This window comes from Aminobacter niigataensis, from assembly GCF_014200015.1.
Classification (GTDB): Bacteria; Pseudomonadota; Alphaproteobacteria; order Rhizobiales; family Rhizobiaceae; genus Aminobacter; species Aminobacter niigataensis.
Window position 1 is genome coordinate 1,447,191 of the sequence record NZ_JACHOT010000001.1, and the last position, 26,255, is coordinate 1,473,445.

A 26,255-nucleotide genomic window follows, 5' to 3' on the forward strand; every position below is an offset into this window, starting at 1 on the left:
CTCTCAGCCCAGCCGCTCGACATAGACCCGGATACGGCCGCCACAGGACAGGCCGACCTGCCATGCCGTCTCGTCGGCAACGCCGAATTCGAGCATCTTCGGCTGGCCGCTGCCGATCACGTCGAGCGCTTCGGAAATCACGGCACCCTCGACACAGCCGCCTGAGACCGAGCCGTGAAAGGTGCCTTCGGCGTCGATGACGAGATGGCTGCCAACGGGACGCGGCGCCGAACCCCAGGTCTCGACCACGGTGGCAATGGCGACGTCCTTGCCGTCCTTCATCCAGCCTTCGGCGATGATTAGAGGATCGCGGGCCTCATCGAGAAACTTGCTTGGCATGGAACCTCCTTCACGACCTTACGCCGCCCGGCGCTGGCCGTCGATGATCCACAATCTGGGGTCGCTTTGGCGCGATGCGGGCGCGCCGAGCGACGCGCAGAGATCGCCCAGTGCGTTCAGATTATGCACCGGACGGAACTCGTCGACATAAGGCAGCATGGCACGAACGCCGCGAGCGCGCGCCTCGAAACCATCGAAACGCAGCAGCGGATTGAGCCAGATCAGCCGGCGGCAGGATTTTTTCAGCCGCTCCATCTCTTCGGAGAGGCCCGCAACATCGTCGCGCTCGAGCCCGTCGGTGATGAGCAGGACGACCGCGCCCTGCCCGAGCACGCGACGCGACCACAGCCGGTTGAACTCGCCGAGCGTGTCGCCGATGCGGGTGCCGCCCGACCAGTCCTTGACCGCAGCGGAACAGTCGGCGAGCGCAGCATCGGGGTCGCGGTGGCGCATCTGGCGGGTCAGGTTGGTGAGCCTCGTGCCGAAGACGAAGGTGTGAACCCGCCGCCGCTTCTCCGTCAGCGCATGCAGGAAATGCAGGAAGATGCGCGTGTACTGGCTCATCGAACCGGAAATGTCGGCAAGCACCACCAAGGGCGGATGCACTTCGCGGACGGAACGGAATTTGGGCAGGATCAACTGGCCGCCGGTTCGAGCAGCCGCGCGCATCATGGCGCGCGGATCGACTTTGGCACCATGCGGGTCGGGCTTGAAGCGGCGGGTGCGCACGGTGTCGAAAGGCAGCCGAAGTGCTGCGATCTCGCGCCGCGCCTCTGACACCTCGCGGGCCGTCATCTGGGCGAAATCCTTGGCCCGTAGCATCTCGTTGCCCGACACGGTGAAACGGGCATCGACCTCGATCTCGGGAATTTCGCGCGGCGGCTGGTTTTTCTGGTGGCCTTCGAACATCGCCTGGCTGACGCGGTTTTCGGCGGCACGCGGCTTCTGCTTCTCGCGATTGTCGGGCGCGACGGGCGAAAACATCGCCAGCATCTTCTCGATCAGCTCACGCGATTTCCAGAACAGCCGGAAAGCCTCGTCGAAGGTCGGGTGATCCTCGTGGCGGGTGACCAGCACGGCATGCAGCGTCCAGTAGAAGTCGTCGCGCGAGCCGATGCCTGCGGCGAGCACGGCCTCGATGGCGTCCTTGACCGAGGCGGGGCCGACCCGCATGCCGGCCTTGCGCAGGGCGCGGGCGAAATAGACGATGTTGTCGGCGATGCGGCCGTCGGGCTTGGCGGTGTCGATCACGGACACGTCCATCACTGCACCCTACTCCGCCGCCGCCAGCTCCGCCTTCACCTCGTTGAGGATACGGCGGCCTTCGCCCTGCTCGATCCGGGCAATGTCGTCCTGGTACTTCAAGAGCACGCCTATCGTGTCCGAAATCGTCTCGGGATCGAGCGCGACCTTGTCGAGTTCGGTCAACGCACTTGCCCAGTCGATGGTTTCGGCGACGCCGGGCACCTTGAACAGCTCGATCTCGCGCAGCCGCTGGATGAAACGCACAACCTCGTGGGAAAGCCGCTGGTTGGCCTGGGGCACCTTGCGGCGGACGATCTCGAGCTCGCGCTCGGCATTGGGATAATCGACCCAATGGTAGAGGCAGCGGCGCTTGAGAGCGTCGTGGATCTCGCGGGTGCGGTTCGTGGTGATGATGACGATCGGCGGCTCTTCCGCCTTGATCGTGCCGAGCTCGGGCACCGTCACCTGGTAGTCGGAGAGGATTTCGAGCAGGAAGGCTTCGAAAGCCTCGTCGGTACGGTCGAGCTCGTCGATGAGGAACACCGGGGCAGCACCGGCCTTGCCGGTCAGCGCATCGAGCACCGGTCGGCGGATCAGATATTTCTCGGAAAAGACGTTCTTCTCCATGTCGGAGCGATCGACCTTGCCGACAGCCTCCTCCATGCGGATCTCGATCATCTGCGCCGCATAGTTCCACTCGTAGACGGCGGACGAGACGTCGAGCCCTTCATAGCATTGCAGCCGGATCAGCCGGCGGCCGAGCGCGCTCGCCAGCACCTTGGCGATCTCGGTCTTGCCGACACCCGCCTCGCCCTCGAGAAAGAGCGGCCGATTCATGCGCAGCGCCAGGAACAGCACCGTCGCCAAGGCCCGGTCGGCGACGTAGTCGGCGCCGGTCAACAGCTCGAGCGTCTCGTCGATCGTTTGCGGGATGGGACGAGGCGTACGGTCGGTCATGGCGCTTCCGGGGAGACGGCCTACAGCACGTGGTAGCTGCGGCCGTGATAGACGAGTGGGCGGAGGTTATCGCCGATGCGCAGGCCTGTCACCTTGCCAAACATGACGCGATGGGTGGCCAGTTCCTTGGTGTCGACCAGTTCGCAGTCGAACACCGCGACCGCGCCGATCAATGCAGGTGCCCCGGAGGCCAGGACCTCCCATTCGCCAAGCGCGAATCGCTGTTCCGGCGGCAGGCCGGTGACGCCGGAAAAGGCGACGGCGAGCGGCTCGTGCTTCGCGGCAAGCGTGTTGAGGGCAAAATTGCCGTTCTCGATGAAAGCATCGTTCTTGGGATTTTCGCGATTGACGCAGACCAGCACCATCGGCGGAGCGTCCGAAACCGAGCAGGCGGCGATGACGGTTGCGCCACGCTTGCCGGCCACACCATCGGTTGTCACCAGATGAACGGCGCCGGCAAAGTGGCTCATGGCGTCGCGGTAGGCCTGAGGCCCGACTTCAAACTTCTTCAGCAAGGCGTTTTCCTGCAATGATCCCTGAGGGCTATATATGCCCGCATCATTGGGCTCACAAGCAAGTGGGCACAAGCACATTGCGCTTATACGGGCCAGGCAGTAGGTCAAAGACATCGCGTAAACTTGCGCGCGCAGAGGATTTTATTGGACCGAATGCGATCCGCAACTGCCATCGCCACTGCCCTGGCCGCATCGTTGGTGACGCTGGCTGCCCAGGCCGAGCCGTTGAAGATCGGCGTGGCGGCGCCGCTTTCCGGCCCGTCGGGCATTCTCGGCGAGCAGATCAAGATCGGCGCGTCGCTCGCGGCCGCGCATGACGGGTTATCGCTCGAGATCGCCGACGACCAGTGCACGGCAGAAGGCGGGGCCAAGACGGCAAAGCGCTTTGTCGACGCCAAGGTGACCGTGGTCACGGGGTTTCTGTGCACCGAAGCGATAGAAGCAGCACTGCCGGTCCTCAAGGATGCGCAGATACCTGTCATCACCGTCGGCGTGCGCACCGACAGCCTGACCGACCGGCATGACAAGACCGGCTGGCAGGTGTTCCGGCTTGGACCGCGCGGCGACGGCGAGCGCGAGGCGGCGGCTTCGCTTCTGACGCGGCTGTGGACCGACGAACTGTTCGCCATCGTCGACGACGGCACCATCTATGGCCGCGAACTTGCCGAGAGCTTTCGGGCGAGTGCCGAACAGGCGGGGCTGAAACCGGTGTTCCTGGACACCTTCAGGCCGCAGCTCGACAACCAGGTCGCGCTGATCGGCCGGCTGCGCAAGGCGGGTGCGACGCATGTGTTCGTCGGCGGCGACGGTGAAGATGTCGCCGTGATGGGCCGCGATGCGGCATCGCTGGGCGCCGAAATCGTGTTTGCCGGCGGCGATACCCTGCGCGTGGCGGATCGGACAGTCCGTCCGGCCGAAGGCACGCTGATGATCGCGGCTCCGGAATGGTCCGACATGGCGAGCCCCGACGTGCTGGCGGCGTTCGAGACTGCAAAGGCGGTGACGGACGGCTACGCCCTGCCTGCCTATGCAGCGGTGGAAATCGCACGTGCGGCTGCAGATCTAGCCACGTCGTCGGGAAAACCGGTCGCGGGCGTGTTGGCCGGTACAGACTTCGATACGGCCATCGGAAAAATCCGGTTCGACGCCAAGGGCGACCTGAGCGAAAACCCGTTCCGCCTGTTCCGCTTCGACGGGACAAGCTACGTGCCTGCAGAGACCGAATGATGCTGAAAGCGGGACCGCTCAACCTGATCACCGACGTCGCTGGCCTGCGGGTCGGCAATACCGCCGATGAAAAGGCGAAGTCGGGCGTGACCGTGGTTTTGTGCGACACGCCGGCAACGGCGGCCGTGCAGGTGCTGGGCGGCGCACCGGGAACGCGCGAGACCGACCTTCTCGAGGCGCACAACACTGTCGAGACCGTCAATGCGATAACGCTTGCCGGCGGCTCCGCCTTCGGCCTCGACGCGGCATCGGGCGTGCAGGCTGCCCTTCGCGAAAAAGGCATCGGCTTTGCCATACGCGACCAGATCATCCCGATCGTGCCGGCGGCGATCCTGTTCGACATGCTGAACGGCGGCGACAAGGACTGGGGCCGCTACCCGCCCTATCGCGAGCTCGGCTATGACGCCGCGCAGTCCGCCGGCCGCGAATTCGCGCTCGGCACCACGGGCGCCGGCACCGGCGCGCTGACGGCGGGGCTCAAGGGCGGGCTGGGTTCTGCCTCGACCGTGCTGCCCAACGGCGTGACGGTCGGCGCGCTGGTTGCCGTGAACGCCACCGGCTCAGTGACGGTCGGACGCTCCAGGCACTTCTGGGCCGCACCTTTCGAACTGGACGGCGAGTTCGGCGGTCTGGGCTACCCCTCGCCGATGCCGGCGGACGCCGCCCGCGTGTTCAAGAAATACGAGAACGAAAACAGTGCCGTGGCCAACACCACCATCGCTGTGATCGCCACCGACGCGGTGCTGACCAAGGCCGCCGCCAAGCGGCTGGCGATTGCGGCGCATGACGGCTTCACCCGCGCCATCTGGCCGGTGCACACACCGTTCGACGGCGATCTGGTGTTTGCGCTGGCGACGGGCGCGAGCGGGATCGAGGTCGGGCAGGCCGACGTCGTCGACTTTTTCGCCGCAGCAGCCTCGACCATGGCGCGGGCGATCGCGCGCGGCGTGCATGCCGCATCCGCCGCGCCCGGCGACATAATGCCTGTGTGGTCGGCACGCACTGGATGACCTGAAGTCCTTTATTGACGGTATCTTAGCGCTTTCGCCTGAAAAATTGATTCAATCGGAAAGAGGGGCACGGCGATGAAAATGATGAAGCTTCTTTGCCTCGCAGGCCTGTCGTTGCTGGCCGCTTCACAGGCCGCGCACGCCGGCGACGCTGCCGAGCTCAACGTGCTTGGCTTCAGCGCCGATGGCAAGGTGTTCGCCTTCGAGGAATACGGCATCCAGGACGGCTCGGGCTTTGCCTACGCCCACCGCTTCTACATCGACACGGTAACCGACACGTTCCTGCCCAACACGCCGGTGCGGGTGCAGATGGAAGACGAGAGCGTCGGCCTGCAGGTGGCACGCGACGAGGCGCGCAAGCGTGGCGACAAGGTCATCGCCGAAGACGTGCTGGCCGCCAACCGTGGCCGTCTCGCCGGCTTCAACGCGGTGACAGAGACCAGTGCCGATCCGCTGCGCATGGTGGTCAATCCGCGGCCGGTGTTCCCGCCGATCGACGCGCCGCTCGAATTCCGCCTTGAAGAGATTTCGCTCGGCGAGATCGAACGCTGCCCCGGCATCGGTCCGGTCAAGGGCTTCAAGCTGGTGCAGGTCGGCGACGGCGGCAAGACGACAGTCATGCAAGAAGACAAGGACGTGCCGCTGAGCCGGGGCTGCCCGACCGGCTATCGCATCGGCGGCGTGCAGACCTTCTTCGGTGAAGGCGGCGCGATGACCTATGCGGTGCTGATCACCGTCATCCGTCATGGGTTCGAGGGCCCTGACCACCGCTGGATCGCGGTTACGGGACGGATGTGAGCGACACCACCACCATGGAAACCGGCGCCCAGATCGAGGGATCGCACGCCATACGTGCCGGCAGGAAACTGCGCCAAGCCCTGCCCTCGCTGCGCCTTGCGCTCGCCGGTTCTGCGCTGTGGGGCTTTGCGATGGGTGCCTCGGCGTTTTACTCGCTGCTTCTCGACCATTGGGAAACACCCCTTCGGGTCCGTGCCGTGGTCGTGCTTTTCGCGATCGGCGGGGCTGCGGCCTTCCCCATAGGCTGGATGCTGGCAAGATTGCTTTCGCATGGCCGTCGCGCCGAGACGGCCTTCGCCGCGGCTTTCGTTGCGCTGGCCGTGACGACGATCGGCCTGACCGCGCTGTTCTATGCGCTGCAGTATCGCAGCTATTATGCCGAGTGGCATGCCGAGCCCTTCACCGTGACCTGGGCGTTCCAGTTCGTCTTCACCGGGCTGGTGGCGCTCTACCAATTTGCGGTATTGGGCATCAGGCTGTATTTTCCGGGTGGATTTGCCGCCCTTTTCACTGCTGCAGCGTGGTTTGCCTACCGTTCGCGTTGAGCATTGGGCTCACCTCTGTTAGGGAGCGGCGACGAAACCTCAGCTGGACAAGCCCCACCATGATCCCTCGCTATTCCCGGCCCGAGATGGTCGACATCTGGTCTCCCGAAACCCGGTTCCGCATCTGGTTCGAGATCGAGGCCCATGCCTGCGACGCGCTGGCCGAAATCGGCGTCATCCCCAAGGAAGCAGCGAAGACGATCTGGGAAAAGGGCGGCGCTGCGAAGTTCGACGTCGAACGCATCGACGAGATCGAGCGCGTCACCAAGCATGACGTCATCGCGTTCCTGACGCACCTCGCCGAATTCGTGGGCCCGGATTCGCGCTTCATCCACCAGGGCATGACCTCTTCCGACGTGCTCGACACCTGCCTCAGCGTGCAGCTGGTGCGGGCGACCGACATCCTGCTCGCCGATCTCGACGCGCTGCTGGCCGCCCTCAAGCGCCGTGCCTTCGAGCACAAGGACACCGTCACCATCGGCCGTAGCCACGGCATCCATGCCGAGCCCACGACCTTCGGCGTCAAGCTGGCACTGGCATTTGCCGAGTTCACCCGCTGCCGCGAACGCCTGGTGCATGCCCGCGAGGACATCGCCACCTGCGCGATCTCGGGTGCTGTCGGCACCTTCGCCAACATCGACCCGCGCGTCGAGGAGCATGTCGCGGCCAAGCTCGGCCTCAAGCCCGAGCCGGTGTCGACGCAGGTCATCCCCCGCGACCGCCACGCCATGTTCTTCGCCACCCTCGGCGTCATCGCCTCGTCGATCGAGCGCGTGGCCACCGAAATCCGCCACCTGCAGCGCACCGAGGTGCTCGAGGCGGAAGAATACTTCTCGCCGGGCCAGAAGGGCTCGTCGGCGATGCCGCACAAGCGCAACCCGGTGCTGACCGAGAACCTGACCGGCCTCGCCCGCATGGTCCGCTCCTATGCGGCGCCTGCGATGGAAAACGTGGCGCTGTGGCATGAGCGCGATATCTCGCACTCGTCGGTCGAGCGCATGATCGGCCCGGATGCGACCGTCACCCTCGACTTCGCACTGGCGCGCCTGACCAACGTGATCGACAAGCTCGTCGTCTATCCCGACAACATGCTGAAGAACATGAACAAGTTCCGTGGGCTGGTTCATTCGCAACGCGTGCTGCTGGCACTGACCCAGGCAGGTGTTTCCCGCGAGGACGCCTACCGCCTGGTCCAGCGCAACGCCATGAAGGTGTGGGAAGAAGGCAAGGACTTCCTCGAGGAATTGCTCGCCGACAAGGAAGTGACGGCAGCCCTGCCCGAGAGCGAGATCCGCGAGAAGTTCGACCTCGGCTATCACACCAAGCATGTCGACACGATCTTCGCCCGCGTGTTCGGCGCAAGCTGAGCCTTAAGGCCTGAAACAGAAAGGCCCGCATTATCGCGGGCCTTCGGACTGCAGAAGCCCCGGCGCAAGCCGGGGTTTTTTCATGGGCGATGTCGCGAAATCGCTCGCGCCATCGTGACCAACACAAAACAACAAAAAACCCCGCCGAAAATCGACGGGGTCTTTGCATGCTTTGACAGCCGTTGCCGGCCGGCGCTCATCCGAAGGGATTAGCGCGAATAGAATTCGACGACGAGGTTCGGTTCCATCTGGACGGCGAACGGAACGTCCGACAGGCCAGGAACGCGAGCAAAGGTCGCAACCATCTTGTTGTGGTCGACTTCGATGTAGTCCGGCACGTCGCGCTCGGCGAGGGCAACAGCCTCAAGCACGATCACCAGCTGCTTCGACTTCTCGCGGACCTCGATGACGTCGCCGGCCTTGCAGCGATACGACGAGATGTTGGTACGCTTGCCGTTGACGTTGACGTGGCCGTGGTTGACGAACTGACGGGCAGCGAAAATGGTCGGCACGAACTTGGCGCGGTAGACGACCGCGTCGAGACGCGATTCGAGCAGACCGATCAGGTTCTCCGGCGTATCGCCCCTGCGGCGGTTGGCCTCTTCGTAGGTCTTGCGGAACTGCTTTTCCGAGATGTCGCCGTAGTGACCCTTCAGCTTCTGCTTGGCGCGCAGCTGCAGACCGAAGTCCGAGAGCTTGCCCTTGCGACGCTGGCCGTGCTGGCCGGGGCCGTATTCACGCTTGTTGACCGGGGACTTCGGACGGCCCCAGATGTTCTCGCCAAGACGGCGATCGATTTTGTATTTCGCGGATTCGCGCTTGCTCATCGCATTCCCTTTCAAAACGATACACCCGAAACCTCGTGTTTCGAGTGAAGGAAACGCGCCCTCCTCTGGCCCCCGTTTTCGGAGCCTGACAGGATCTTCCACGCACGCTTTGCGGAAAAGACCCACGGGACACGTCAAATGAAACACCGGGCGTTTCGGCCCGGCGTTGGCGGCTAACTAGGCGAAACGGGCTGCAATGTCAACGCGTCGCAGGGCGCCGGCTCACTTCGCATCATGGAAGATGATGCCGAGGGTGAGGCGCTCGCCGGAGCGGATGCGGCTGACGCCGTGGCGCATCTTTACCCGGTAATCGCCGCGCGAGCCAGCCTTCGGGCGGTCGTTGACGGCGAACAGCGCGCCATCGCCGATGCCGAGCGAAACAACCTCGGCCCGCGACTGCATGCGCGGACGCTGCTCGGTCATGACAAACTCGCCACCCTCGAACTCCGTTTTCGATTCGCTGAGCAAAATCACCAACTGCACTGGAAAGAGATGGGCGCCATAGACATCCTGATGCAGGCAGTTGTAGTCGCCCGCGCCGTACTTCAACAGAAGCGGCGTCGGCTTCGTCTGTCCGTCTCCGTGGCACTCGGCCAGGAAGGAGTCTAATTCTGGCGGATAACGCCGGTCGAGCCCCATGCGCTCGTTCCAGCCATTGGCGAAAGGAGCAAGGCGTTCGTAAAAGCCTTGGCGAAAGCCGGCGATCACATCGGGAAGCGGGTTGGAGAAATATTTGTATTCACCCGACCCGAAGCCGTGCCGCTGCATGACGATCCGGCTGCGGAAATGGGCGTCTTGATCGTAGAGCTTTCGCAACTCGAGACAGGTCTGGCTGTCGAGCAATTGGCCCACCGGTGCCACGCCAAACTCGTCGAGATCGCGGAGAACGACCTCCCAGTTCACTCTCGAAACAACATCCTGGACATTCATCACGGCGCTCCTTGTCGGGTTCGGCGCCGAATCTAGGCTGTCATGAAGAGTGCCGCATTCCGATTCCTGCGCTTGTCACGCCTGGGCGTCGAAACTGTCGCGTGAACAGCGCATGCGGTCGCGATTGGCCGCAGCCCAGTCGCCCAGGGCCGCGATCGGCACGGCAATAGACTGGCCGAGTTCCGTCAGCCCGTACTCGACCTCCGGCGGCGTGGTCGGTCGCACGGTGCGCGTGACCAGCCCATCGCGCTCAAGCGAACGCAAGGTGACCGTCAGCATGCGCTGGGAAATGCCTTCGATGGAGCGCTTCAGCGCGTTGAAGCGCACCGGCTGCTCCTGAAGGTTGATGACGACCAGGATGCTCCAGGTGTCGCCGACACGGTCGAGCACCTCGCGGATGGGACAGGTATCACGGCCGTCGGTCTCGAAGCCGGGGGTCGTGTGCAGCAGCGGTGCCGCTGCCGCTGCCTTCGCTGACGCGTTCATGCAGTTCTCCCGAGGTAACCTGGGCACGAAATCATGCGTTCTTTTCGCGTCCGGCCGGCCAAGCTATATGGTTATCGTTGGTAACCTGATTACAGATCATACCTGCTTTCGCCTGAATAGGCAAAACAGGCCGAACAAGGAGAACAGTCATGAAAATCGCTCTCATCGGCGCGTCCGGCTTCGTCGGCGGCGCAGTGCTCAAAGAAGCAACCTCTCGCGGCCACGAAGTTTCGGCCATCGTGCGCTCCCCCGAAAAGGTGGCTACTCACGACGGCGTCAACGCGGTCAAGGCCGACGTGACCGACGCCGGCGCACTGAAGGCCGCGATCTCGGACAGCGACATCGTCATCTCCGCCTTCAATGGCGGCTGGGGCGACCCCGACATCTACGCCAAGCACCTCGCCGGCTCCAAGGCGATCGCGGCCGCCGCCAAGGCGGCGGGCAAACGCGTGATCATCGTCGGCGGCGCCGGCAGCCTGGAGATCGACGGCAAGCAGCTCGTCGACGGCCCCGACTTCCCCGCAGCCTACAGGGACGGCGCCTTGGCTGCGCGCGACGCGCTCAGCGCGCTGCGCAACGAAAGCGGGCTCGACTGGTCGTTCGTATCGCCCGCGATTCACCTCGCACCGGGCGAGCGCACCGGCAAGTTCCGTGTCGGCGGCGACCAGCCGGTGTTCGACGCCAATGGCGAAAGCCGCATCTCGGTGGAAGACCTGGCTGTTGCCATCGTCGACGAAGCCGTTTCGCCCAAGCATATCGGCAAGCGCTTCACCGCCGGGTACTGATCGAGCCGCCTGTCCGGGGCTCAATGCTTTGTCTTGTGCTCCGGCAGGCCCTCATGTTTGGTCTCGGCAAACTCTTCGAGTTCCTTCTCGGTCATCGATTCGTACATTTCCTTCGATGCGCCGAAAAGTTCGCTCTTCTTGATCTCGCCGCGCTTGGCAGCCAGGGCCGCGCCGGCGGCCTTCTGCTGGGCTCTTGATGTGGCTGGCATATCGTTTCTCCTAACCGTTGCGGGTTTGGGAAACGCCTGCTGCCCTGTGATGTTCCCTCAAACCGTCAGCCCGAAGCCCTGCATCAGCCGGCGCGTGGCGAAATCCGACCGTTGCGAAGTGAAAACAGCAAGATCGGGCCCGGCCATGTCGCGCGTACCACGCGAGCCATTGAGCAGCGACAGCGCCCGGCGCGCGATGGCCTCGGCCGGATCGATCCAGTCGACCGGCCAGGGCGCCGTCTTGCGCATGCGATTGACCAGGAACGGATAATGCGTGCAGGCGAGAACGACGATATCGGTGCGGTGGCCATCCTGCTCGATGAAGCAAGGCGCGATCTCGTCCTTCACCGCCTGCTCGTCGACGAAGCCGTCGCGCATGTAGGTTTCGGCCATCTGAGCCAGCCTGTCGCTGCCGACCAGCCGGACATGGCATTTCGTCGCCCACTGGGTGATCAGGTCGCGGGTGTATTGCCGCTTGACCGTGCCTGGCGTGGCCAGCACCGACACCAGGCCGGAGCGGGTGCGTTCGGCTGCCGGCTTGATCGCCGGCACGGTGCCGACGAAAGGATGGCCGGGGAATGCATCGCGCAGGGCATCTATGACCAGCGTCGAGGCGGTGTTGCACGGGATGACCGAGATCTCGGGATCGAAACGCTCCAGCAGGCCGCCGAACAGGTCGAGGATGCGCGCCTTGAGCGCCGGCTCTTCCCAGGCGCCATAGGGAAAAGCGGCATCGTCGGCGACATAGACGAAGCGGCGCTCGGGCATCAGCACGCGTGCCTCGCGCAGCACGGTAAGTCCCCCGATGCCCGAATCGAACATCAGGATCGGACGGTCAGTCATTGTCGAGCCCCCGGCCGCCTATCGGCGGCATGTCGTCCTCATCGGCACTCCCGCTGCCTGAATGGGCGGCGTGATCGACCTTGGCCTTGCGGTCGGGGTAGCCGGCGCCACGCGGCTCCTTGGGCGAGAAATAGTCGAGCGAGGCGACGACGCCACGCAGAACCTTGAGCTCGGGGGCGAAGAAGCCGGGCCGCGTCAGCACCGAACGCAGATTGTCGACCATCTTGGGTTTCTTGGCGGCGGGGCGGAAATAGCCGCGCGCGTCGAGCGCTGCTTCCAGATGATTGAGCAGCCCGTGCAACTGATCCTTGGTCGCAGGCGCCATTTCGGGGCCGGTGAAATTGGTCTGGGTCTCGTCTTCCAGGCCGGACTTCATCCACTCATAGGACATCAACAGCACAGCCTGGGCGATGTTGAGCGAGGCGAACCTTGGATCGACCGGAAAGGTGACGATCTCGTCGGCAAGGCTCACTTCCTCGTTGTAGAGACCGAAGCGCTCGCGCCCGAACAGGATGCCGGTGCGAAGCCCCGAAACGGCGTGCCCCCGCAGCGTCCGCCCGGCTTCGACCGGACCGCGCACTTCCTTGAAGCCGTCACGCGCGCGCGCGGTGGTGGCAAAGACGAAATTGAGATCGGCAACGGCGGATGCGAGATCGGGGTAGACCACCACGCCGTCGATGACGTGATCGGCGTTGCTGGCCGCGGCCCTCGCCTTCTCGCTCGGCCAGCCGTCGCGCGGATTGACTAGGCGCAATTCGGCGAGGCCGAAATTGGCCATGGCGCGCGCCACCATGCCGATGTTCTCGCCGAGCTGAGGCTCGACAAGGACGATGACGGGTGCGGCGGACTGTGTGGAGCTTGGGCTGACTGACATTGCTGCGATTGAACCGAGAATTGCGCCTTTTGCGCGTCCCTGACATATTTGCGCGCGAAAATGAAGTTCCGGTAAGTGACAGCCATGGCGGACGTCCTCACGGAGCAGGAAGCCGCCGCCGAAGACACCTGCCGGCAAGAAGAAATGAGCCTGACATCTGCGACCGCTGAAGTCGCATGCGGGGTAGTTCATACAATGTCAGCAAACAAGCTGAAGGTCGCAATCGCAATCATTTGCGCCGTCCGATTCGCTTTGGTATAGGGGCCGCACTCCCAATCGTGAACCCTCCGGGACCGGCTGGTTCCAGGCAAGAAGAGGCATTTTCCAAATGGCGAAGATCAAGGTGGCAAAGCCCGTCGTCGAACTCGACGGCGACGAGATGACCCGCATCATCTGGCAGTTCATCAAGGACAAGCTGATCCACCCCTATCTCGATCTCGACCTGGAATATTACGACCTCGGCATCGAGCACCGCGACGCCACCAACGACCAGGTGACGATCGACGCCGCCAACGCCATCAACAAGCACGGCGTCGGCGTGAAGTGCGCCACCATCACCCCCGACGAGCAGCGCGTCGAAGAGTTCAAGCTCAAGAAGATGTGGAAGTCGCCCAACGGCACGATCCGCAACATCCTGGGCGGCACCATCTTCCGCGAGCCGATCATCATGAAGAACGTGCCGCGCCTGGTGCCGGGCTGGACCAAGCCGATCATCGTCGGCCGCCACGCCTTCGGCGACCAGTACAAGGCGACCGATTTCAAGTTCCCCGGCAAGGGCAAGCTCACGATCAAATTCGTCGGCGACGACGGCCAGGTGATCGAGCACGACGTGTTCGACGCGCCGGGCGCCGGCGTGGCGATGGCCATGTACAATCTCGACGAGTCGATCCGCGAATTCGCCCGCGCCTCGCTCAACTACGGCCTGCTGCGCAACTATCCGGTCTATCTGTCGACCAAGAACACCATCCTCAAGGCCTATGACGGCCGCTTCAAGGACATATTCCAGGACGTCTACGAGAAGGAATTCGAGGCCGAGTTCAAGGCACGCAAGCTCTGGTACGAACACCGCCTGATCGACGACATGGTGGCTTCGAGCCTGAAATGGTCGGGCGGTTATGTCTGGGCCTGCAAGAACTATGACGGCGACGTGCAGTCCGATACGGTCGCGCAGGGCTTCGGCTCGCTCGGCCTGATGACCTCGGTGCTGATGACGCCGGATGGCAAGACGGTGGAAGCGGAAGCCGCCCACGGCACCGTGACCCGCCACTATCGCCAGCACCAGAAGGGCGAGGAAACCTCGACCAACTCGATCGCCTCGATCTTCGCCTGGACCCGCGGCCTGGCGCACCGCGCCAAGCTCGACGACAACGCCGAGCTCAAGAAGTTCGCCGAGACGCTGGAGCGCGTCTGCATCCAGACCGTCGAGAGCGGCTACATGACCAAGGACCTGTCGCTGCTGATCGGTCCGGACCAGCCGTGGCTGTCGACCACCGGCTTCCTCGACAAGATCGACGAGAACCTGCAGAAGGCCGTGGGCTAAGCTCCTGGCCAAACGAAAAGCCCCGGATCGCTCCGGGGCTTTTTTCTTTTCAGAGCGCGCTATGCCAATGCGTCCTTCGAGGCCCGCTGCGCGGGCACCTAAGGATGAGGGAGGCTGGCGCGCCCGTGCTTCGAAGAAACCGGCGAGCCTATAGCAAAGCGGTAAGTCGAAGCGGCCTCAGACCAAAGGCAAGTGGATATCGGTCAGAAGCTCCGGCGGGGCCACGTCGCGCGGGTTGTTGACGTATTCCTCGAACATCACCGTGTCGCGCAACTCACGGCCCGATTTAGGCAACCACTCGGCATAGAGCCACTGGTAGGCCTTGTGCATCTCGGCATAAGGACCCTTGTGGCGCAGCACGGCATAGTCACCGCCGTCGACCGTCCGGCGTTCGAGCGGCGCCTCCGCAGGCGTTGTGGCATCGGCTGTGACGCAGGCATAGGAACGCAGCTTGTCGGCCGCGACGATGTCGGGATCGTCGAGATAGACACCGATCATGCGCATTTCGGGCCGGGCGCGGCCCCGGGCATAGAGCGTGCCGAACAGTTCCTCGAACGCCTTGCCGATCTGCATGTAGGAGCCGGTGTGAGCGACACCGACCAGGTGCACCTCGGGGATATTGCGAATTGCCACATCGAACATATGGGAAGCCTTTCCGTTTGATTGCGGGTCAAAGAGCGTGTGGCTTCCCTGTTTCCGATAGCGCGCCGGCGGCATGCCGTAGGCGGCTTTGAAGATGCGGTTGAACGACTGGACATTGGGATAGCCAGACCGCTTTGCAATTTCACCGACAGGCAGATCGCTACCGACGATGTCGCCGGCGGCACGGTGCAGCCGCAGTCTCTTGACCGTGGCGGCAAGCGTTTCGCCGTAGATGGCGCGATAGATCCGATGCCAGTGATAGCTCGACAGGCAGGCGATCTCGGCAAGCCGCTCCATATCCAGCTCCTCGTCGAGGTGCGCGTAGATATGGTTCGATACCCTTTTCAGGCGGGCTTCATAGACCGCCCATGCCGTCTCACCGTTCATGCCTAGCCTCATGCAAATCGATCGGTTGGAAAAAACCATAGATGGATTTGACAAATCCTGCTGACTTGCGACGGCGCGGCTGCAACAAAAAAGGCCCGCCGAAGCGGGCCTTTTTCATATCTTCTTTCGGCGGGCGGTCAGGCAGCGGCCATCGCCGCCTTGACCGCGGCGACGGCATCGGCTGCCTTGGTGGCGTCGGGGCCGCCGGCCTGGGCCATGTCGGCACGGCCGCCGCCACCCTGGCCGCCAAGGGCCGCGGAGGCGACGCGCACCAGCTCGACCGCGCTGAAACGCTTGGTCAGGTCGTCGGTGACCGCGACAACGACGCTTGCCTTGCCGTCGTCGCCCGCACCGACGAACACCACCACACCCGAACCGAGCGAGGCCTTGCCGGAATCGGCCAGCGGCTTGAGGTCCTTCGGCGACACGCCCGACACCACCTTGCCGAGGAAATTGACGCCGGCGACGCTCTCGCCTTCATCGGCGGCACCGCCACCATTGGAGCCGCCGAGCGCCAGTTTCTTGCGCGCCTCGGTAAGTTCGCGCTCCAGCTTCTTGCGTTCTTCGACAAGTGCTTCGACCCGCGCCAGCACGTCGGCGGGCGCAACCTTGAGCGATGCTGCAACAGCCTTCAGACGGCGATCCTGCTCGTCGAGATGGCGGCGGGCGGCTTCGCCGGTGAGTGCTTCGATGCGGCGGACGCCGGCAGCCACCGCGCTGTCGGAGACGATGCGCACGAGGCCTATGTCGCCGGTGGCGGACACATGCGTGCCGCCGCAGAGCTCGACCGAATAGGGCCGGTTGGCCTTGGCACCGTGCAGGCCGGTGCCCATCGAGACCACACGAACCTCGTCGCCGTACTTCTCGCCGAACAGCGCCATCGCGCCCTCGGCGATGGCGTCGTCGACACTCATCAGGCGGGTCGTAACCGGGCTGTTCTGGACAACGATCTCGTTCGACATGCGCTCGACCTGTTCGAGCTCTTCCGCCGAAATCGGCTTGTTGTGCGAGATGTCGAAGCGCAGGCGCTCCGGCGCGACCAGCGATCCCTTCTGCGCCACATGGGTGCCAAGCACCTCGCGCAGGGCCTCGTGGATGAGGTGGGTTGCCGAGTGGTTCGAGCGCAGGCGCGTGCGGCGCGCATGGTCAACCTTCAGCTCGACGACAGCACCTGACTTGAGCTTGCCGCTGGTCACCTTGCCGTAATGGACGAAGAGGCCGTCCGCCTTCTTCTGCGTGTCGGTCACCTCAATGACGAAACCTTCGCCCGACATCGTGCCGGTGTCGCCCATCTGGCCGCCAGATTCGCCATAGAAGGGCGTCTGGTTGACGATGATGGCGACGGTGTCCCCTGCCGCGGCATTTGCGACTTCGGCGCCGTCCTTGATGAGCGTCAGGACCACGCCTTCGGCCTGCTCTGTCTCGTAGCCGAGGAACTCGGTGGCGCCATTCCTGTCCTTGACGCCGAACCAGACCGTCTCGGTCGCAGCTTCGCCGGAACCGGCCCAATTGGCACGGGCCTCGGCCTTCTGGCGGGCCATGGCCGCGTTGAAGGCTTCGAGGTCGACCGAAATGTGGCGTTGGCGCAACGCGTCCTGGGTCAGGTCGAGCGGGAAGCCGTAGGTGTCGTAGAGCTTGAATGCGGTCTCGCCGTCGAGCATGTCACCGGAGCCGAGTGTCTCGGTGGCGTCAGCCAGCAAGCCGAGGCCGCGCGCCAGCGTCTTGCGGAAGCGGGTTTCCTCGAGCTTCAGAGTCTCGGTGATGAGCGCTTCGCCGCGTCCGAGCTCGGGATAGGCCTGGGCCATCTCGCGCACCAGCGCAGGCACCAGCTTCCACATCAGCGGTTCGTTGGCGCCGAGCAATTGCGCATGGCGCATGGCGCGGCGCATGATGCGGCGCAGCACATAGCCGCGTCCTTCGTTCGACGGCAGCACGCCGTCGGCCACGAGGAAGCAGGATGAGCGCAGGTGATCCGCGATCACGCGGTACGAGCCTACATTGCTCGCATCCGGCCCGCGACCGATCGCCGACGACGCCGCATCGATGAGATGGCGGAACAGGTCCGTCTCAAAGACCGTCTCGACACCCTGCAGGATCGAGGCCATGCGCTCAAGGCCCATGCCGGTGTCGATGGACGGCCGCGGCAGGTCGATGCGCTCCTCCTTCGTCACCTGCTCGTATTGCATGAAGACGAGGTTCCAGAATTCGAGGAAACGGTCGCCATCCTCCTCGGGGCTGCCGGGAGGTCCGCCCCAGATGTGGTCGCCGCGATCGATGAATATCTCGGAGCACGGTCCGCAAGGACCGGTATCGCCCATGGCCCAGAAATTGTCCGACGTGGCGATGCGGATGATGCGGTCATCGGAGAAGCCGGCGATCTTCTTCCAGTAGCCGGCCGCCTCGTCGTCGGTGTGATAGACAGTGACGAGCAGCTTGTCCTTGTTCAGCCCGTATTCCTTGGTGATCAGATTCCAGGCGAGCTCGATGGCGCGCTCCTTGAAATAGTCGCCAAACGAGAAATTGCCGAGCATTTCGAAGAAGGTGAGATGGCGGGCGGTGTAGCCGACATTGTCGAGATCGTTGTGCTTGCCGCCGGCGCGTACGCTCTTCTGGGCGGTCGCGGCACGCGAATAGGAACGCGTCTCGAGGCCCGTGAAGACGTTCTTGAACTGCACCATACCGGCATTGGTGAACATCAAGGTCGGGTCGTTGCGCGGAACGAGCGGACTTGAGGCCACCACCTCGTGCCCGTTCTTCTTGAAGTAGTCGAGAAATGTCGACCGGATCTCGTTCACGCCACTCATATTGCCGCCTTTGATCGCCGCCCTGGACAGATGCTTCCCACCCTTGCAGGCGGAAATTGGAACTGGCCTTTTAGCGGCCCACCTTAACACTGTCCAGAAACACCCGACCGGCAAAAGCCCGCAATTCCGCCGCCCGGATGGTCAAAGCCGGCTGCACAAACGCAAACCGCCGGCACAATGGCCGGCGGTCGCATGGATTGACTGTCCTGGACCTTATCGATCCAGCCCTGGGCGCTGTTACATCGCCCCGGCTTCGTCCTCGCCGTCATCCTCTTCGCGCGAGCCGTTCTCGAGGAACTTCTCGGCGATCAGCCCGGCATTCTGCCTGAGCAGCTGTTCGATTTCGCGCGCCGCGTCGGGATTGTTGCGCAGGAATAGCTTGGCGTTCTCACGTCCCTGCCCCAGACGCTGCGAATTGTAGGAGAACCAGGCGCCCGACTTCTCGACAACACCCGCCTTGACGCCGAGATCGACGAGTTCGCCGGTCTTGGAAACGCCCTCGCCGTACATGATATCGAACTCGACCTGCTTGAAGGGCGGCGCCAGCTTGTTCTTGACGACCTTGACGCGGGTCTGGTTGCCGACGACCTCGTCGCGGTCCTTGACCGAGCCGATGCGGCGGATGTCGAGACGGACGGAGGCGTAGAACTTGAGCGCGTTGCCGCCGGTCGTCGTCTCGGGAGAGCCATACATGACGCCGATCTTCATGCGGATCTGGTTGATGAAGATGACCATAGTGTTGGAACGCGAGATCGAAGCGGTCAGCTTGCGCAGCGCCTGGCTCATCAGGCGGGCCTGCAGGCCGGGCAAAGACTCGCCCATCTCGCCTTCGATTTCGGCGCGCGGCGTCAATGCCGCCACCGAGTCGACGACCAGCACGTCGATGGCGCCGGAGCGCACCAGCGTGTCGCAGATTTCCAGCGCCTGCTCGCCGGTGTCGGGCTGCGAGATCAGCAGGTTTTCCAGATCGACGCCAAGCTTGCGGGCATAGACCGGATCGAGCGCGTGCTCGGCATCGACAAAAGCGCAGATGCCGCCCTTTTTCTGGGCTTCAGCAACGGTGTGGAGAGCAAGCGTCGTCTTGCCCGAGCTTTCTGGACCATAGATTTCAACGATGCGTCCGCGCGGCAGGCCGCCGACACCGAGCGCGATGTCGAGACCGAGCGAGCCGGTGGAGACTGTAGCAATCTCGACAACCTGCTCATTGGCACCGAGACGCATGATCGAGCCCTTGCCGAAGGCGCGTTCGATCTGCGACAGCGCCGCGTCCAGAGCCTTGGATTTGTCCACCGAATTTTCCTCTACAAGCCGCAATGAATTCTGAGCCATGATACATCACCCCGTAGTCGTCAATGAAGGCCGGACTGTCCGATACCGATATAAATTTGTACCGGTTTTGTTCACATTTGGCAAGAGCGGCCAACCTGTTGAAATAAAATGACATTCATTGCCATGTTCTTTTTTTGTTTTTAAACTGTGTATAATCATATGCCGCATGGGCCAAACAGCCCGTTGCCCGGCAAAACCCGTCTTGGCGAATCGCGGACGGTTGCCGCCTCTCGCATGGAACACTAAGTTCGCCGCGTTAAACGCCCACCGGACAGCCAAGCATGAAGTCACCCAGAATCCTCGCCATCGGCGGCGCCCATGTCGACCGTCGCGGGCGGATGTCCGCTCCCTTCGTGCCGGGGGCCTCGATCCCCGGGGCGATGAGCGAGGAGGTCGGCGGCGGAGCCTTCAACGCGCTGCGCGGTGCGGTCCGGCGCGGCGCGGCTGGTTCGTTGATGTCGGTGCGCGGCGGCGATGCCGCCGGCGAGGCGGTGGCAGCGGAAATCGGGGCCAATGGCATCTCGGACCTGTCGTCGGTCTTTCTCGACCGCGCGACGCCGAGCTACACGGCATTGCTCGACCGTAACGGCGATGTCGTGGCAGCGCTTGCCGACATGGGACTGTACGAACTGGCCTTCCCCAAGCAGATGCGGCGCGCCAAGGTGCGGGAGGCCATCGCCGCCACCGATGCCGTGCTCTGCGACGCCAACCTGCCAGAGGCGGCACTTTGGCGCCTGGCAGAAGCGGCCGGCGCGGTGCCACTGTTTGCCATCGCCATATCGCCGGCGAAGGCGGTGCGGATGGTGCCGATCCTCGACAGGCTGTCGTGCCTGTTCATGAACCGGCGCGAGGCGGCGGTGCTTGCGGGAACCGATGCGGCTGCCGACGCAACCGAGATCGTTGAAGGGCTGCGCGCCGCGGGTCTCGGGCGCGGCGTCGTCACTGCCGGCGGCAGCGCGGTCTTTGCCTATGACGCCGAAGGGCTTTCGATGATCGCCCCGCCGGCGCCGCGCCAGGTCGTCGACGTCACCGGCGCCGGTGACGCGCTGGCGGGTACGACTACGGTCGCCTTGCTGCGCGGCGAAGGGCTGGCAAGCGCATTGAGACAAGGCATCGCCGCCGCCATACTGGCGATCGAGAGCCCATCTGCCGTACCGGAACTCGGCCAAGCAGCCTTCGACGAGGTGCTGGCCCTTGTGCCGCAAGCCCGGGAAATGGCATGACGCGGACCAAGGAGATCACCATGACGCCAGAAACCGCCCGCCCCTTCATCGATATCCACGTCCCCGTTGCAGCCGCGCTCGCCGCAGGCAAGCCGGTCGTGGCGCTCGAAAGCACCATCATCACCCACGGCATGCCCTATCCCGACAACAGCGCGATGGCGGCGAATGTAGAGAAGATCATCACCGACGAAGGTGCGGTGCCGGCAACCATCGCGGTGGTCAACGGCCGCATCAAGATCGGCCTGTCCGACGGCGAGCGCGAGTCGTTGGCGATGACCGGCGGCGCCATGAAGCTGTCGCGCGCCGACATGGCCTATGCGGTCGCCGAAGGCCGGACCGGCGGCACGACGGTGGCAGCGACGATGATTGCGGCGCATCTCGTCGGCATCAAGGTGTTCGCCACCGGCGGCATCGGCGGCGTGCACAAGGGCGCCGAAAAGAGCTTTGACATCTCCGCCGACCTCGACGAGTTGGCGCGCACGCCCGTCATAGTGGTCTCGGCCGGCGCCAAGGCCATCCTCGATATCGAAAAGACGCTTGAGGTGCTGGAGACGCGCGGCGTGCCGGTCGTCGCCTACGGTTCCGACATCGTGCCGGCGTTCTGGTCGCGCAAGTCGCCCTATGCGGCACCGCTGAGGCTCGACGCGGCGGAAAAGATCGCGCGCCTCTACCAGACGCGCGCAGCACTTGGCCTCGATGGTGGCCTGCTGGTCGCAAATCCCGTGCCCGAGAGCGACGAGATCCCGACCGAAAGGATGGCCGGCTATATCAAGGCCGCGCAAAAGGCGGCCGAGGCCCAGAACATCTCGGGCAAGGCGGTGACGCCGTTCCTGCTCGCCAAGATCCTGGAGCTGACCAACGGCGCCAGCCTCAAGACCAATATCGCGCTGGTGGAAAACAACGCGCGGCTGGCGGCCAAGATCGCGATTTCGCTGTCCCGCTAGGAGCAGACGGCCAGTACCACGCCTCCATCTAATTAGTATTAGCTAATATAAAAGCCGCGGCAGCCGTCATAGAATTGGTCGACCCGCAGAGACGGGTCGACTGATGGGGGGCGCGATGCCTTTCGGTCCCCACGCTTGCAGGCAGCGGGATCCGCCGCGATGGCGGTGCCAGAGATGCGCTTTGCTGATAATCGCCACTGTCGCCGGCACACTGCAGTCGGGCGCGCATCAAACAGCCTCGGGCTGGACCTACCCGCCGGCCTGCTGCCAAGGCGATGCCGTCGACGGCGACTGCCAGAGCATACCGGGAAGCGCCGTTCTGGAACGCGGCGGCGGCTGGACGGTCGTGCTCGATCCCGGCGATCATCGCAAGGTTACGCACCGAAACCGCTATTTCGTGCCCTACGGCTCGGAAATTCCGTCTCGGGACGGCCAGTTCCACATTTGCCTGCATCCGACGGAAGAGCATGAGAACTGCTTCTTCGTGCCGCCCGATGCGATGTAGCACTACTTCCTGGTACGGAGCGCCGCCTCATAGGCCTTGCGCGTCCAGGCGGCCAGTTCGTCGGGATCGTCGACAGCGCTGTCGGGAATGGTCCAGTAAGGCATGTTCACCGGCCTGCCGCCGGCATCGGTCCAGCGCTTCGCGCCGGCAGCCTCGAAGTCCGGCGCACTCACCGCGTCGGCCTTGAGCATTATCTCGCCGCGCACGTCGACGCCGACGATCAGACCGTCGCAATAGATGCCCTTGCCGCCGAACATTTTGCGGATCGTGAGGTCGCCAAGCCCTGCGAAAACCTCGCGAATGGCATCGTCGCTGATTGGTGAGCTCGTCTGTCAGACCTGCGCGCGCGCTTCGGCGAGCGCCTTGAGGTCGGCGGGCTTGAGTTCGACGGATTCGCCGCAGCCGCAGGCCGAGCTCTGGTTCGGATTGGAGAAGGTGAAGCCGGTGCGCAGCGTGGTGATCTCGAAATCCATCTCGGTGCCAAACAGGAACAATGCCGCCTCAGGCGCGACATAGACATGGGCGCCGTCGCGCTCGATGTGGTCGTCCTTGGGGTTCGGCTCGGTCACCAGGTCGACCGTGTATTCCATGCCGGCGCAGCCGCCCTTCTTGATGCCGAGGCGGATGCCCTGCGCGTTTTCGCGCGTGGCCATGATCTCGCGCACGCGGTCGGCGGCCCGGTCGGTCATTGAGATGACGGCGAAGCGTCCCATTCCAGTCTCCATTCGTCGCCGGGTTCAAGGCCCGGGGAATGACTCATTCCAGAGCTAAGATGGTGAAGATTGCATGTCCATGCAAGCACCACCGTCGCTTGGCTCAATACCACCCCACCGCGACCTGGGCCTCTTCCGACATACGGTCGGGGGTCCAGGGCGGGTCGAAGGTCATGGTGACCTCGACGCCGGATACGCCTTCGACGGCGCCGACGGCGTTCTGCACCCAGCCAGGCATTTCACCGGCCACTGGGCAGCCCGGGGCTGTCAGCGTCATGTCGATCTTGACCGTGCGATCGTCCTCGATGTCGATCTTGTAGATCAGGCCGAGTTCGTAGATGTCGGCCGGGATTTCCGGGTCGTAGACCGTCTTCAGCGCCGAAACGATGTCGTCGGTCAGCCGCGCCAGCTCGTCGGCTGGGATGGCCGAGGCCGAAACGATTCCCTTGCCCGCCGTTTCCGGCGCGGTGTCGTCAACTGTGGCGGCGATAGCGTCTTCCATGGTGCTCACCCGAAGAATTTACGCGCTTTTTCAAGCGCTTCGGCCAGGACGTCGATCTCGGCCTTCGTATTGTACATGGCGAAGGACGCCCTGCATGTGGAGGTTACGCCGAAGCGTTTCAACAGCGGCTGGGCGCAGTGCGTGCCGGCACGCACGGCGACGCCCTGGCGGTCGATGACCATCGACACGTCGTGGGCGTGGATGCCCTGCAGCTCGAAGGAGACGATGGCGCCCTTGCCGGGCGCATCGCCGAAGATGCGCAGCGAATTGATGGCGCGCAGCCGCTCATGGGCGTAGTCGCGCAGCATCGCCTCGTGCGCCGCGATGCGCTCGCGGCCGATACTGTCCATGTAGTCGAGCGCAGCGCCCAGGCCGATGGCCTGGACGATCGGCGGCGTGCCGGCCTCGAAGCGGTGCGGCGGCTCGTTGTAGGTGACGACGTCCTCTGTGACCTCGACGATCATCTCGCCGCCGCCCTGGAAGGGACGCATGCGCTCAAGCAGCTCGCGCTTGCCGTAGAGCACACCTATGCCTGAGGGACCGTAGAGCTTGTGGCCGGTCATGACGAAGAAGTCGCAGTCGAGATCCTGGACGTCGACCGGCATGTGCACCGCGCTCTGGCTGCCGTCGACCAGCACGGGGATGCCGCGCGCGTGCGCAATGCGGCAGATCTCCTTGATCGGCGTCACGGTGCCGAGCGCATTCGACATGTGCGTGACGGCGATCAGCCTGGTGCGGTCGGTCAGGCGCTTTTCGAATTCCTCGATGTGGAAGGCGCCGAGATCGTCGACCGGCACCCAGACCAGCTTGGCGCCCTGGCGCTCGCGGATGAAATGCCACGGCACGATGTTGGAGTGATGCTCCATGATCGACAGCACGATCTCGTCGCCTTCGCCGATATTGGGCATGCCGTAGCCATAGGCGACGGTGTTGATCGCCGAGGTGGCATTGGAGGTGAAGACGATCTGGTCGACGTTCGGCGCGTTGAGGAAGCGGCGAACGCTCTCGCGCGCCTTTTCGTAGGCGTCGGTCGCGGCATTGGACAGGAAATGCAGGCCGCGGTGGACGTTGGCGTATTCGTTGGAATAGGCGTTGGCGATGGTGTCGATCACCACCTGCGGCTTCTGGGCCGAGGCGCCGTTGTCGAGATAGACGAGCGGCTTGCCGTAGACCTCGCGCGACAGGATCGGGAAATCGCGGCGGATCGCCTCGACGTCGTAGGTGCTGTCTTCGACTTTCTTGTCCATCGCGTCTTCTCTTTCCAACGCCCCCTCACCCAGCCTCCGCTTCGCTTGGCCGACCTCTCCCCGAAGGGAGAGGAGATTGGAGACGTTTGCGCCAGTCAAAGGCGGTACTTCCGAGGTCTTGGCTCCCTCTTCTCCCCGGCGGGGAGAAGGTGGCCGCGTAAGCGGCCGGATGAGGGCCAATTGCCACTACTTACCCATGCGTCGCAAACCAGTTGCTCAGCAGCTCTTCCAGTGGCTCGACGACCGTTTCGTCTTCGAGTTCCTCGATGACCTCGGCCAGGAACGCCCGCACCAGAAGGCCGCGGGCGGTCTTTTCGTCGACACCGCGCGCCATCAGATAGAACAGGTGGTTGCGGTCGATCTCGGTGACGGTCGCGCCGTGGCCGCAGGCGACGTCGTCGGCGAAGATTTCGAGCTCGGGCTTGGTCGAGAACTCGCCGTCGTCGGAGAGCAGCAGCGTGTTGCAGGCCATGCGCGCGTCGGTCTTCTGGGCGATCTGGTGGACGTTGATGCGGCCCTGGAACACGCCCTTGGCCCGACCGGTGACGACATTGCGCACCACCTCGGTCGAACTTGTGTGCGGCACCGTGTGGTCGAGCACCATGGTCACGTCGACATGGCTTTCGCCGGAAAGCAGGTTGACGCCGCGCAACTTGAAATCGGCGCCCTCGCCGGCCGCCTTGACGATTACCTCCTGGCGAACCAGCTTGCCGCCGGCGTTCATGACGAACAGGGTGAGCTTGGCATTCTTGCCGAGCTCGGCCTTGAACTGGGCGAGATGAGTCGCCGTCTCCGGCTGGTCCTGGACGATCAGCCACAGCACCTCGGCGTCGTCGCCCAGCAGCAACTGGCTGACCGAACTGGCCAACCCTGCGCCCTCGCCAGTCTGGCGCTCGACGATGGTCGCCTTGGCGCCCGCGCCGACACGCACCGGCAGGCGCACATGGCTCTGGCCACCGGCCTGGACGTTCTGCAGCTCGATCGGCTTCTCAAGCTGAGTGCCCGCTTCGATGTCGACGAAATAGCCGTCGGCAACGAAGGCCGTGTTGAGTGCGCCGACAGCGTCGTCGCTGCCATAGGTCACCAGCGCCGGCGCGTAGCTGCCGTCGACGAGCTTGTCGCCGAGCCGCTGGAACGTGACACCATCAACGGAAGGCGTAGCCGCCGACACGCCGTTGACGATCGAAAGCAGTGTCGAACCTTCGAGCAGGGCCGCAATCGGCTTGGCTTCCGCGCTGGCGTCGAAGGCCGGCACGGAGGCCAGAAGACGACGCAGGTCGGTGTAGTGCCAGGATTCGACGCGGCGGGTCGGCAGGCCGGCCTTGATCTGCTCAATCGCATCGTCGCGCTTGACCATGACCGCGCCGTCGCCGGGCAGGAGCGAGAGCCGCTCGCCGAAGGCGTCGACGATCGCCGCCTCCGCCGGGGTACGCTGTATTTCAGCACGCATGTTCATCGTCGA

28 protein-coding genes are annotated in these 26,255 nt (G+C 64.0%); 10 read left to right on the plus strand and 18 right to left on the minus strand.

The window, feature by feature from the left end; genetic code table 11:
- Nucleotides 1-3: 3 nt before the first annotated feature.
- The 4 genes from GGQ99_RS07380 to GGQ99_RS07395 are packed head-to-tail and all read right to left on the minus strand — an operon-like array spanning nucleotide 4 to nucleotide 3,056.
- Entirely contained in the window at nucleotides 4-339 is a 336-nt protein-coding gene (locus GGQ99_RS07380) for an XdhC family protein (RefSeq protein WP_108608398.1), read from the minus strand.
- Between the two features lie 18 nt (nucleotides 340-357).
- Nucleotides 358-1,602, minus strand: coding sequence for a vWA domain-containing protein (locus tag GGQ99_RS07385; RefSeq protein WP_108608399.1), 1,245 nt, complete (start codon nucleotides 1,600-1,602; stop codon nucleotides 358-360).
- 9 nt (nucleotides 1,603-1,611) lie between these two features.
- A complete protein-coding gene (locus GGQ99_RS07390; protein ID WP_183261702.1) occupies nucleotides 1,612-2,541 on the minus strand; it encodes an AAA family ATPase in 930 nt (309 codons plus the stop codon).
- A gap of 20 nt (nucleotides 2,542-2,561) precedes the next feature.
- Nucleotides 2,562-3,056 carry a flavin reductase family protein gene (locus tag GGQ99_RS07395; RefSeq protein WP_108608401.1) on the minus strand — a complete coding sequence of 165 codons (495 nt, stop codon included), beginning with the start codon at nucleotides 3,054-3,056 and terminating at the stop codon, nucleotides 2,562-2,564.
- Between the two features lie 153 nt (nucleotides 3,057-3,209).
- On the opposite strand from GGQ99_RS07395, the gene GGQ99_RS07400 reads away from it, so the two are divergent.
- The 5 genes from GGQ99_RS07400 to purB all read left to right on the plus strand — a co-directional run bounded on the left by GGQ99_RS07400 (nucleotide 3,210) and on the right by purB (nucleotide 8,003).
- Nucleotides 3,210-4,283, plus strand: a complete 1,074-nt coding sequence (locus tag GGQ99_RS07400; RefSeq protein ID WP_183261703.1) for a branched-chain amino acid ABC transporter substrate-binding protein — start codon at nucleotides 3,210-3,212, stop codon at nucleotides 4,281-4,283.
- Nucleotides 4,283-5,293, plus strand: coding sequence for a P1 family peptidase (locus GGQ99_RS07405; RefSeq protein ID WP_183262382.1), 1,011 nt, complete (start codon nucleotides 4,283-4,285; stop codon nucleotides 5,291-5,293). The genes GGQ99_RS07400 and GGQ99_RS07405 overlap by 1 nt, the downstream gene beginning before the upstream one ends.
- A gap of 81 nt (nucleotides 5,294-5,374) precedes the next feature.
- Nucleotides 5,375-6,091 carry a DUF2259 domain-containing protein gene (locus GGQ99_RS07410; protein ID WP_343061693.1) on the plus strand — a complete coding sequence of 239 codons (717 nt, stop codon included), beginning with the start codon at nucleotides 5,375-5,377 and terminating at the stop codon, nucleotides 6,089-6,091.
- A 14-nt stretch (nucleotides 6,092-6,105) separates the two neighbouring features.
- The gene (locus GGQ99_RS07415; protein ID WP_183262383.1) at nucleotides 6,106-6,636 is read left to right on the plus strand and encodes a hypothetical protein; all 531 of its coding nucleotides are present in this window, start codon (nucleotides 6,106-6,108) and stop codon (nucleotides 6,634-6,636) included.
- A 59-nt stretch (nucleotides 6,637-6,695) separates the two neighbouring features.
- Nucleotides 6,696-8,003: an adenylosuccinate lyase gene (gene purB, locus GGQ99_RS07420; protein ID WP_183261707.1), complete on the plus strand. Its 1,308-nt coding sequence runs from the start codon at nucleotides 6,696-6,698 to the stop codon at nucleotides 8,001-8,003.
- Nucleotides 8,004-8,212: 209 nt separating this feature from the next.
- On the opposite strand, the gene rpsD is transcribed toward purB, so the two are convergent.
- The 3 genes from rpsD to GGQ99_RS07435 all read right to left on the minus strand — a co-directional run bounded on the left by rpsD (nucleotide 8,213) and on the right by GGQ99_RS07435 (nucleotide 10,246).
- Entirely contained in the window at nucleotides 8,213-8,830 is a 618-nt protein-coding gene (rpsD, locus tag GGQ99_RS07425; RefSeq protein WP_055971213.1) for a 30S ribosomal protein S4, read from the minus strand.
- 222 nt (nucleotides 8,831-9,052) lie between these two features.
- Nucleotides 9,053-9,760, minus strand: coding sequence for a 2OG-Fe(II) oxygenase (locus GGQ99_RS07430; protein ID WP_183261710.1), 708 nt, complete (start codon nucleotides 9,758-9,760; stop codon nucleotides 9,053-9,055).
- Between the two features lie 75 nt (nucleotides 9,761-9,835).
- Nucleotides 9,836-10,246 (minus strand): winged helix-turn-helix transcriptional regulator, encoded by a 411-nt coding sequence (locus GGQ99_RS07435; RefSeq protein ID WP_183261712.1) that lies wholly within the window; start codon nucleotides 10,244-10,246, stop codon nucleotides 9,836-9,838.
- Between the two features lie 149 nt (nucleotides 10,247-10,395).
- On the opposite strand from GGQ99_RS07435, the gene GGQ99_RS07440 reads away from it, so the two are divergent.
- Nucleotides 10,396-11,031: an NAD(P)-dependent oxidoreductase gene (locus GGQ99_RS07440; protein ID WP_183261714.1), complete on the plus strand. Its 636-nt coding sequence runs from the start codon at nucleotides 10,396-10,398 to the stop codon at nucleotides 11,029-11,031.
- 20 nt (nucleotides 11,032-11,051) lie between these two features.
- On the opposite strand, the gene GGQ99_RS07445 is transcribed toward GGQ99_RS07440, so the two are convergent.
- From GGQ99_RS07445 to GGQ99_RS07455, 3 genes are read right to left on the minus strand one after another with little or no spacing between them, the layout of a single operon-like run.
- Nucleotides 11,052-11,240, minus strand: a complete 189-nt coding sequence (locus GGQ99_RS07445; RefSeq protein ID WP_183261716.1) for a DUF3008 family protein — start codon at nucleotides 11,238-11,240, stop codon at nucleotides 11,052-11,054.
- A 57-nt stretch (nucleotides 11,241-11,297) separates the two neighbouring features.
- Nucleotides 11,298-12,083, minus strand: coding sequence for a glutamate racemase (gene murI / locus GGQ99_RS07450; protein WP_183261719.1), 786 nt, complete (start codon nucleotides 12,081-12,083; stop codon nucleotides 11,298-11,300).
- On the minus strand, nucleotides 12,076-12,957 hold the full coding sequence (locus tag GGQ99_RS07455; protein ID WP_183261722.1) for an RNA methyltransferase: 882 nt from the start codon (nucleotides 12,955-12,957) through the stop codon (nucleotides 12,076-12,078). Before GGQ99_RS07455 ends, murI begins: the two co-directional genes overlap by 8 nt.
- A gap of 328 nt (nucleotides 12,958-13,285) precedes the next feature.
- Between GGQ99_RS07455 and GGQ99_RS07460 the strand changes: the two genes are divergently transcribed.
- A complete protein-coding gene (locus GGQ99_RS07460; protein WP_108608411.1) occupies nucleotides 13,286-14,497 on the plus strand; it encodes an NADP-dependent isocitrate dehydrogenase in 1,212 nt (403 codons plus the stop codon).
- A 177-nt stretch (nucleotides 14,498-14,674) separates the two neighbouring features.
- On the opposite strand, the gene GGQ99_RS07465 is transcribed toward GGQ99_RS07460, so the two are convergent.
- From GGQ99_RS07465 to recA, 3 genes are all read right to left on the minus strand, one after another.
- The gene (locus tag GGQ99_RS07465) at nucleotides 14,675-15,526 is read right to left on the minus strand and encodes an AraC family transcriptional regulator (RefSeq protein ID WP_183261726.1); all 852 of its coding nucleotides are present in this window, start codon (nucleotides 15,524-15,526) and stop codon (nucleotides 14,675-14,677) included.
- A 137-nt stretch (nucleotides 15,527-15,663) separates the two neighbouring features.
- Nucleotides 15,664-18,330, minus strand: coding sequence for an alanine--tRNA ligase (gene alaS / locus GGQ99_RS07470; RefSeq protein ID WP_183261730.1), 2,667 nt, complete (start codon nucleotides 18,328-18,330; stop codon nucleotides 15,664-15,666).
- A 237-nt stretch (nucleotides 18,331-18,567) separates the two neighbouring features.
- Nucleotides 18,568-19,659 (minus strand): recombinase RecA, encoded by a 1,092-nt coding sequence (gene recA, locus GGQ99_RS07475; protein WP_108608414.1) that lies wholly within the window; start codon nucleotides 19,657-19,659, stop codon nucleotides 18,568-18,570.
- Nucleotides 19,660-19,940: 281 nt separating this feature from the next.
- Between recA and GGQ99_RS07480 the strand changes: the two genes are divergently transcribed.
- The 3 genes from GGQ99_RS07480 (at nucleotide 19,941) to GGQ99_RS07490 (ending at nucleotide 22,331) form a co-directional block, all read left to right on the plus strand.
- The gene (locus GGQ99_RS07480) at nucleotides 19,941-20,882 is read left to right on the plus strand and encodes a carbohydrate kinase family protein (protein WP_183261732.1); all 942 of its coding nucleotides are present in this window, start codon (nucleotides 19,941-19,943) and stop codon (nucleotides 20,880-20,882) included.
- A gap of 20 nt (nucleotides 20,883-20,902) precedes the next feature.
- Nucleotides 20,903-21,826: a pseudouridine-5'-phosphate glycosidase gene (locus GGQ99_RS07485; protein ID WP_183262384.1), complete on the plus strand. Its 924-nt coding sequence runs from the start codon at nucleotides 20,903-20,905 to the stop codon at nucleotides 21,824-21,826.
- Between the two features lie 181 nt (nucleotides 21,827-22,007).
- Nucleotides 22,008-22,331, plus strand: a complete 324-nt coding sequence (locus GGQ99_RS07490) for a hypothetical protein (RefSeq protein ID WP_108608416.1) — start codon at nucleotides 22,008-22,010, stop codon at nucleotides 22,329-22,331.
- A 2-nt stretch (nucleotides 22,332-22,333) separates the two neighbouring features.
- Here the strand turns inward: GGQ99_RS07490 and GGQ99_RS07495 are convergent, their stop codons facing one another.
- The 5 genes from GGQ99_RS07495 to sufD all read right to left on the minus strand — a co-directional run bounded on the left by GGQ99_RS07495 (nucleotide 22,334) and on the right by sufD (nucleotide 26,249).
- On the minus strand, nucleotides 22,334-22,648 hold the full coding sequence (locus GGQ99_RS07495; RefSeq protein ID WP_183262385.1) for a TfoX/Sxy family protein: 315 nt from the start codon (nucleotides 22,646-22,648) through the stop codon (nucleotides 22,334-22,336).
- A gap of 15 nt (nucleotides 22,649-22,663) precedes the next feature.
- Nucleotides 22,664-23,044 (minus strand): Fe-S cluster assembly scaffold SufA, encoded by a 381-nt coding sequence (gene sufA, locus GGQ99_RS07500; RefSeq protein ID WP_108608418.1) that lies wholly within the window; start codon nucleotides 23,042-23,044, stop codon nucleotides 22,664-22,666.
- 103 nt (nucleotides 23,045-23,147) lie between these two features.
- Nucleotides 23,148-23,546 (minus strand): SUF system Fe-S cluster assembly protein, encoded by a 399-nt coding sequence (locus GGQ99_RS07505; protein WP_108608419.1) that lies wholly within the window; start codon nucleotides 23,544-23,546, stop codon nucleotides 23,148-23,150.
- Between the two features lie 5 nt (nucleotides 23,547-23,551).
- Nucleotides 23,552-24,793, minus strand: a complete 1,242-nt coding sequence (locus tag GGQ99_RS07510) for a cysteine desulfurase (RefSeq protein ID WP_183261735.1) — start codon at nucleotides 24,791-24,793, stop codon at nucleotides 23,552-23,554.
- A 190-nt stretch (nucleotides 24,794-24,983) separates the two neighbouring features.
- On the minus strand, nucleotides 24,984-26,249 hold the full coding sequence (gene sufD, locus GGQ99_RS07515) for a Fe-S cluster assembly protein SufD (protein ID WP_183261737.1): 1,266 nt from the start codon (nucleotides 26,247-26,249) through the stop codon (nucleotides 24,984-24,986).
- Nucleotides 26,250-26,255: the final 6 nt, after the last annotated feature.

What these genes read in the sequence shown, in the direction of transcription:
- GGQ99_RS07380 (WP_108608398.1), bottom strand. Translation starts at nt 339, where the DNA reads ATGCCAAGCAAGTTTCTCGATGAGGCCCGCGATCCTCTAATCATCGCC.
- GGQ99_RS07385 (WP_108608399.1), bottom strand. Translation starts at nt 1,602, where the DNA reads ATGGACGTGTCCGTGATCGACACCGCCAAGCCCGACGGCCGCATCGCC.
- GGQ99_RS07390 (WP_183261702.1), bottom strand. Translation starts at nt 2,541, where the DNA reads ATGACCGACCGTACGCCTCGTCCCATCCCGCAAACGATCGACGAGACG.
- GGQ99_RS07400 (WP_183261703.1), top strand. Translation starts at nt 3,210, where the DNA reads ATGCGATCCGCAACTGCCATCGCCACTGCCCTGGCCGCATCGTTGGTG.
- GGQ99_RS07405 (WP_183262382.1), top strand. Translation starts at nt 4,283, where the DNA reads ATGCTGAAAGCGGGACCGCTCAACCTGATCACCGACGTCGCTGGCCTG.
- GGQ99_RS07410 (WP_343061693.1), top strand. Translation starts at nt 5,375, where the DNA reads ATGATGAAGCTTCTTTGCCTCGCAGGCCTGTCGTTGCTGGCCGCTTCA.
- GGQ99_RS07415 (WP_183262383.1), top strand. Translation starts at nt 6,106, where the DNA reads ATGGAAACCGGCGCCCAGATCGAGGGATCGCACGCCATACGTGCCGGC.
- purB (WP_183261707.1), top strand. Translation starts at nt 6,696, where the DNA reads ATGATCCCTCGCTATTCCCGGCCCGAGATGGTCGACATCTGGTCTCCC.
- rpsD (WP_055971213.1), bottom strand. Translation starts at nt 8,830, where the DNA reads ATGAGCAAGCGCGAATCCGCGAAATACAAAATCGATCGCCGTCTTGGC.
- GGQ99_RS07430 (WP_183261710.1), bottom strand. Translation starts at nt 9,760, where the DNA reads ATGAATGTCCAGGATGTTGTTTCGAGAGTGAACTGGGAGGTCGTTCTC.
- GGQ99_RS07435 (WP_183261712.1), bottom strand. Translation starts at nt 10,246, where the DNA reads ATGAACGCGTCAGCGAAGGCAGCGGCAGCGGCACCGCTGCTGCACACG.
- GGQ99_RS07440 (WP_183261714.1), top strand. Translation starts at nt 10,396, where the DNA reads ATGAAAATCGCTCTCATCGGCGCGTCCGGCTTCGTCGGCGGCGCAGTG.
- GGQ99_RS07445 (WP_183261716.1), bottom strand. Translation starts at nt 11,240, where the DNA reads ATGCCAGCCACATCAAGAGCCCAGCAGAAGGCCGCCGGCGCGGCCCTG.
- murI (WP_183261719.1), bottom strand. Translation starts at nt 12,083, where the DNA reads ATGACTGACCGTCCGATCCTGATGTTCGATTCGGGCATCGGGGGACTT.
- GGQ99_RS07455 (WP_183261722.1), bottom strand. Translation starts at nt 12,957, where the DNA reads ATGTCAGTCAGCCCAAGCTCCACACAGTCCGCCGCACCCGTCATCGTC.
- GGQ99_RS07460 (WP_108608411.1), top strand. Translation starts at nt 13,286, where the DNA reads ATGGCGAAGATCAAGGTGGCAAAGCCCGTCGTCGAACTCGACGGCGAC.
- GGQ99_RS07465 (WP_183261726.1), bottom strand. Translation starts at nt 15,526, where the DNA reads ATGAACGGTGAGACGGCATGGGCGGTCTATGAAGCCCGCCTGAAAAGG.
- alaS (WP_183261730.1), bottom strand. Translation starts at nt 18,330, where the DNA reads ATGAGTGGCGTGAACGAGATCCGGTCGACATTTCTCGACTACTTCAAG.
- recA (WP_108608414.1), bottom strand. Translation starts at nt 19,659, where the DNA reads ATGGCTCAGAATTCATTGCGGCTTGTAGAGGAAAATTCGGTGGACAAA.
- GGQ99_RS07480 (WP_183261732.1), top strand. Translation starts at nt 19,941, where the DNA reads ATGAAGTCACCCAGAATCCTCGCCATCGGCGGCGCCCATGTCGACCGT.
- GGQ99_RS07485 (WP_183262384.1), top strand. Translation starts at nt 20,903, where the DNA reads ATGACGCCAGAAACCGCCCGCCCCTTCATCGATATCCACGTCCCCGTT.
- sufA (WP_108608418.1), bottom strand. Translation starts at nt 23,044, where the DNA reads ATGGGACGCTTCGCCGTCATCTCAATGACCGACCGGGCCGCCGACCGC.
- GGQ99_RS07505 (WP_108608419.1), bottom strand. Translation starts at nt 23,546, where the DNA reads ATGGAAGACGCTATCGCCGCCACAGTTGACGACACCGCGCCGGAAACG.
- GGQ99_RS07510 (WP_183261735.1), bottom strand. Translation starts at nt 24,793, where the DNA reads ATGGACAAGAAAGTCGAAGACAGCACCTACGACGTCGAGGCGATCCGC.
- sufD (WP_183261737.1), bottom strand. Translation starts at nt 26,249, where the DNA reads ATGAACATGCGTGCTGAAATACAGCGTACCCCGGCGGAGGCGGCGATC.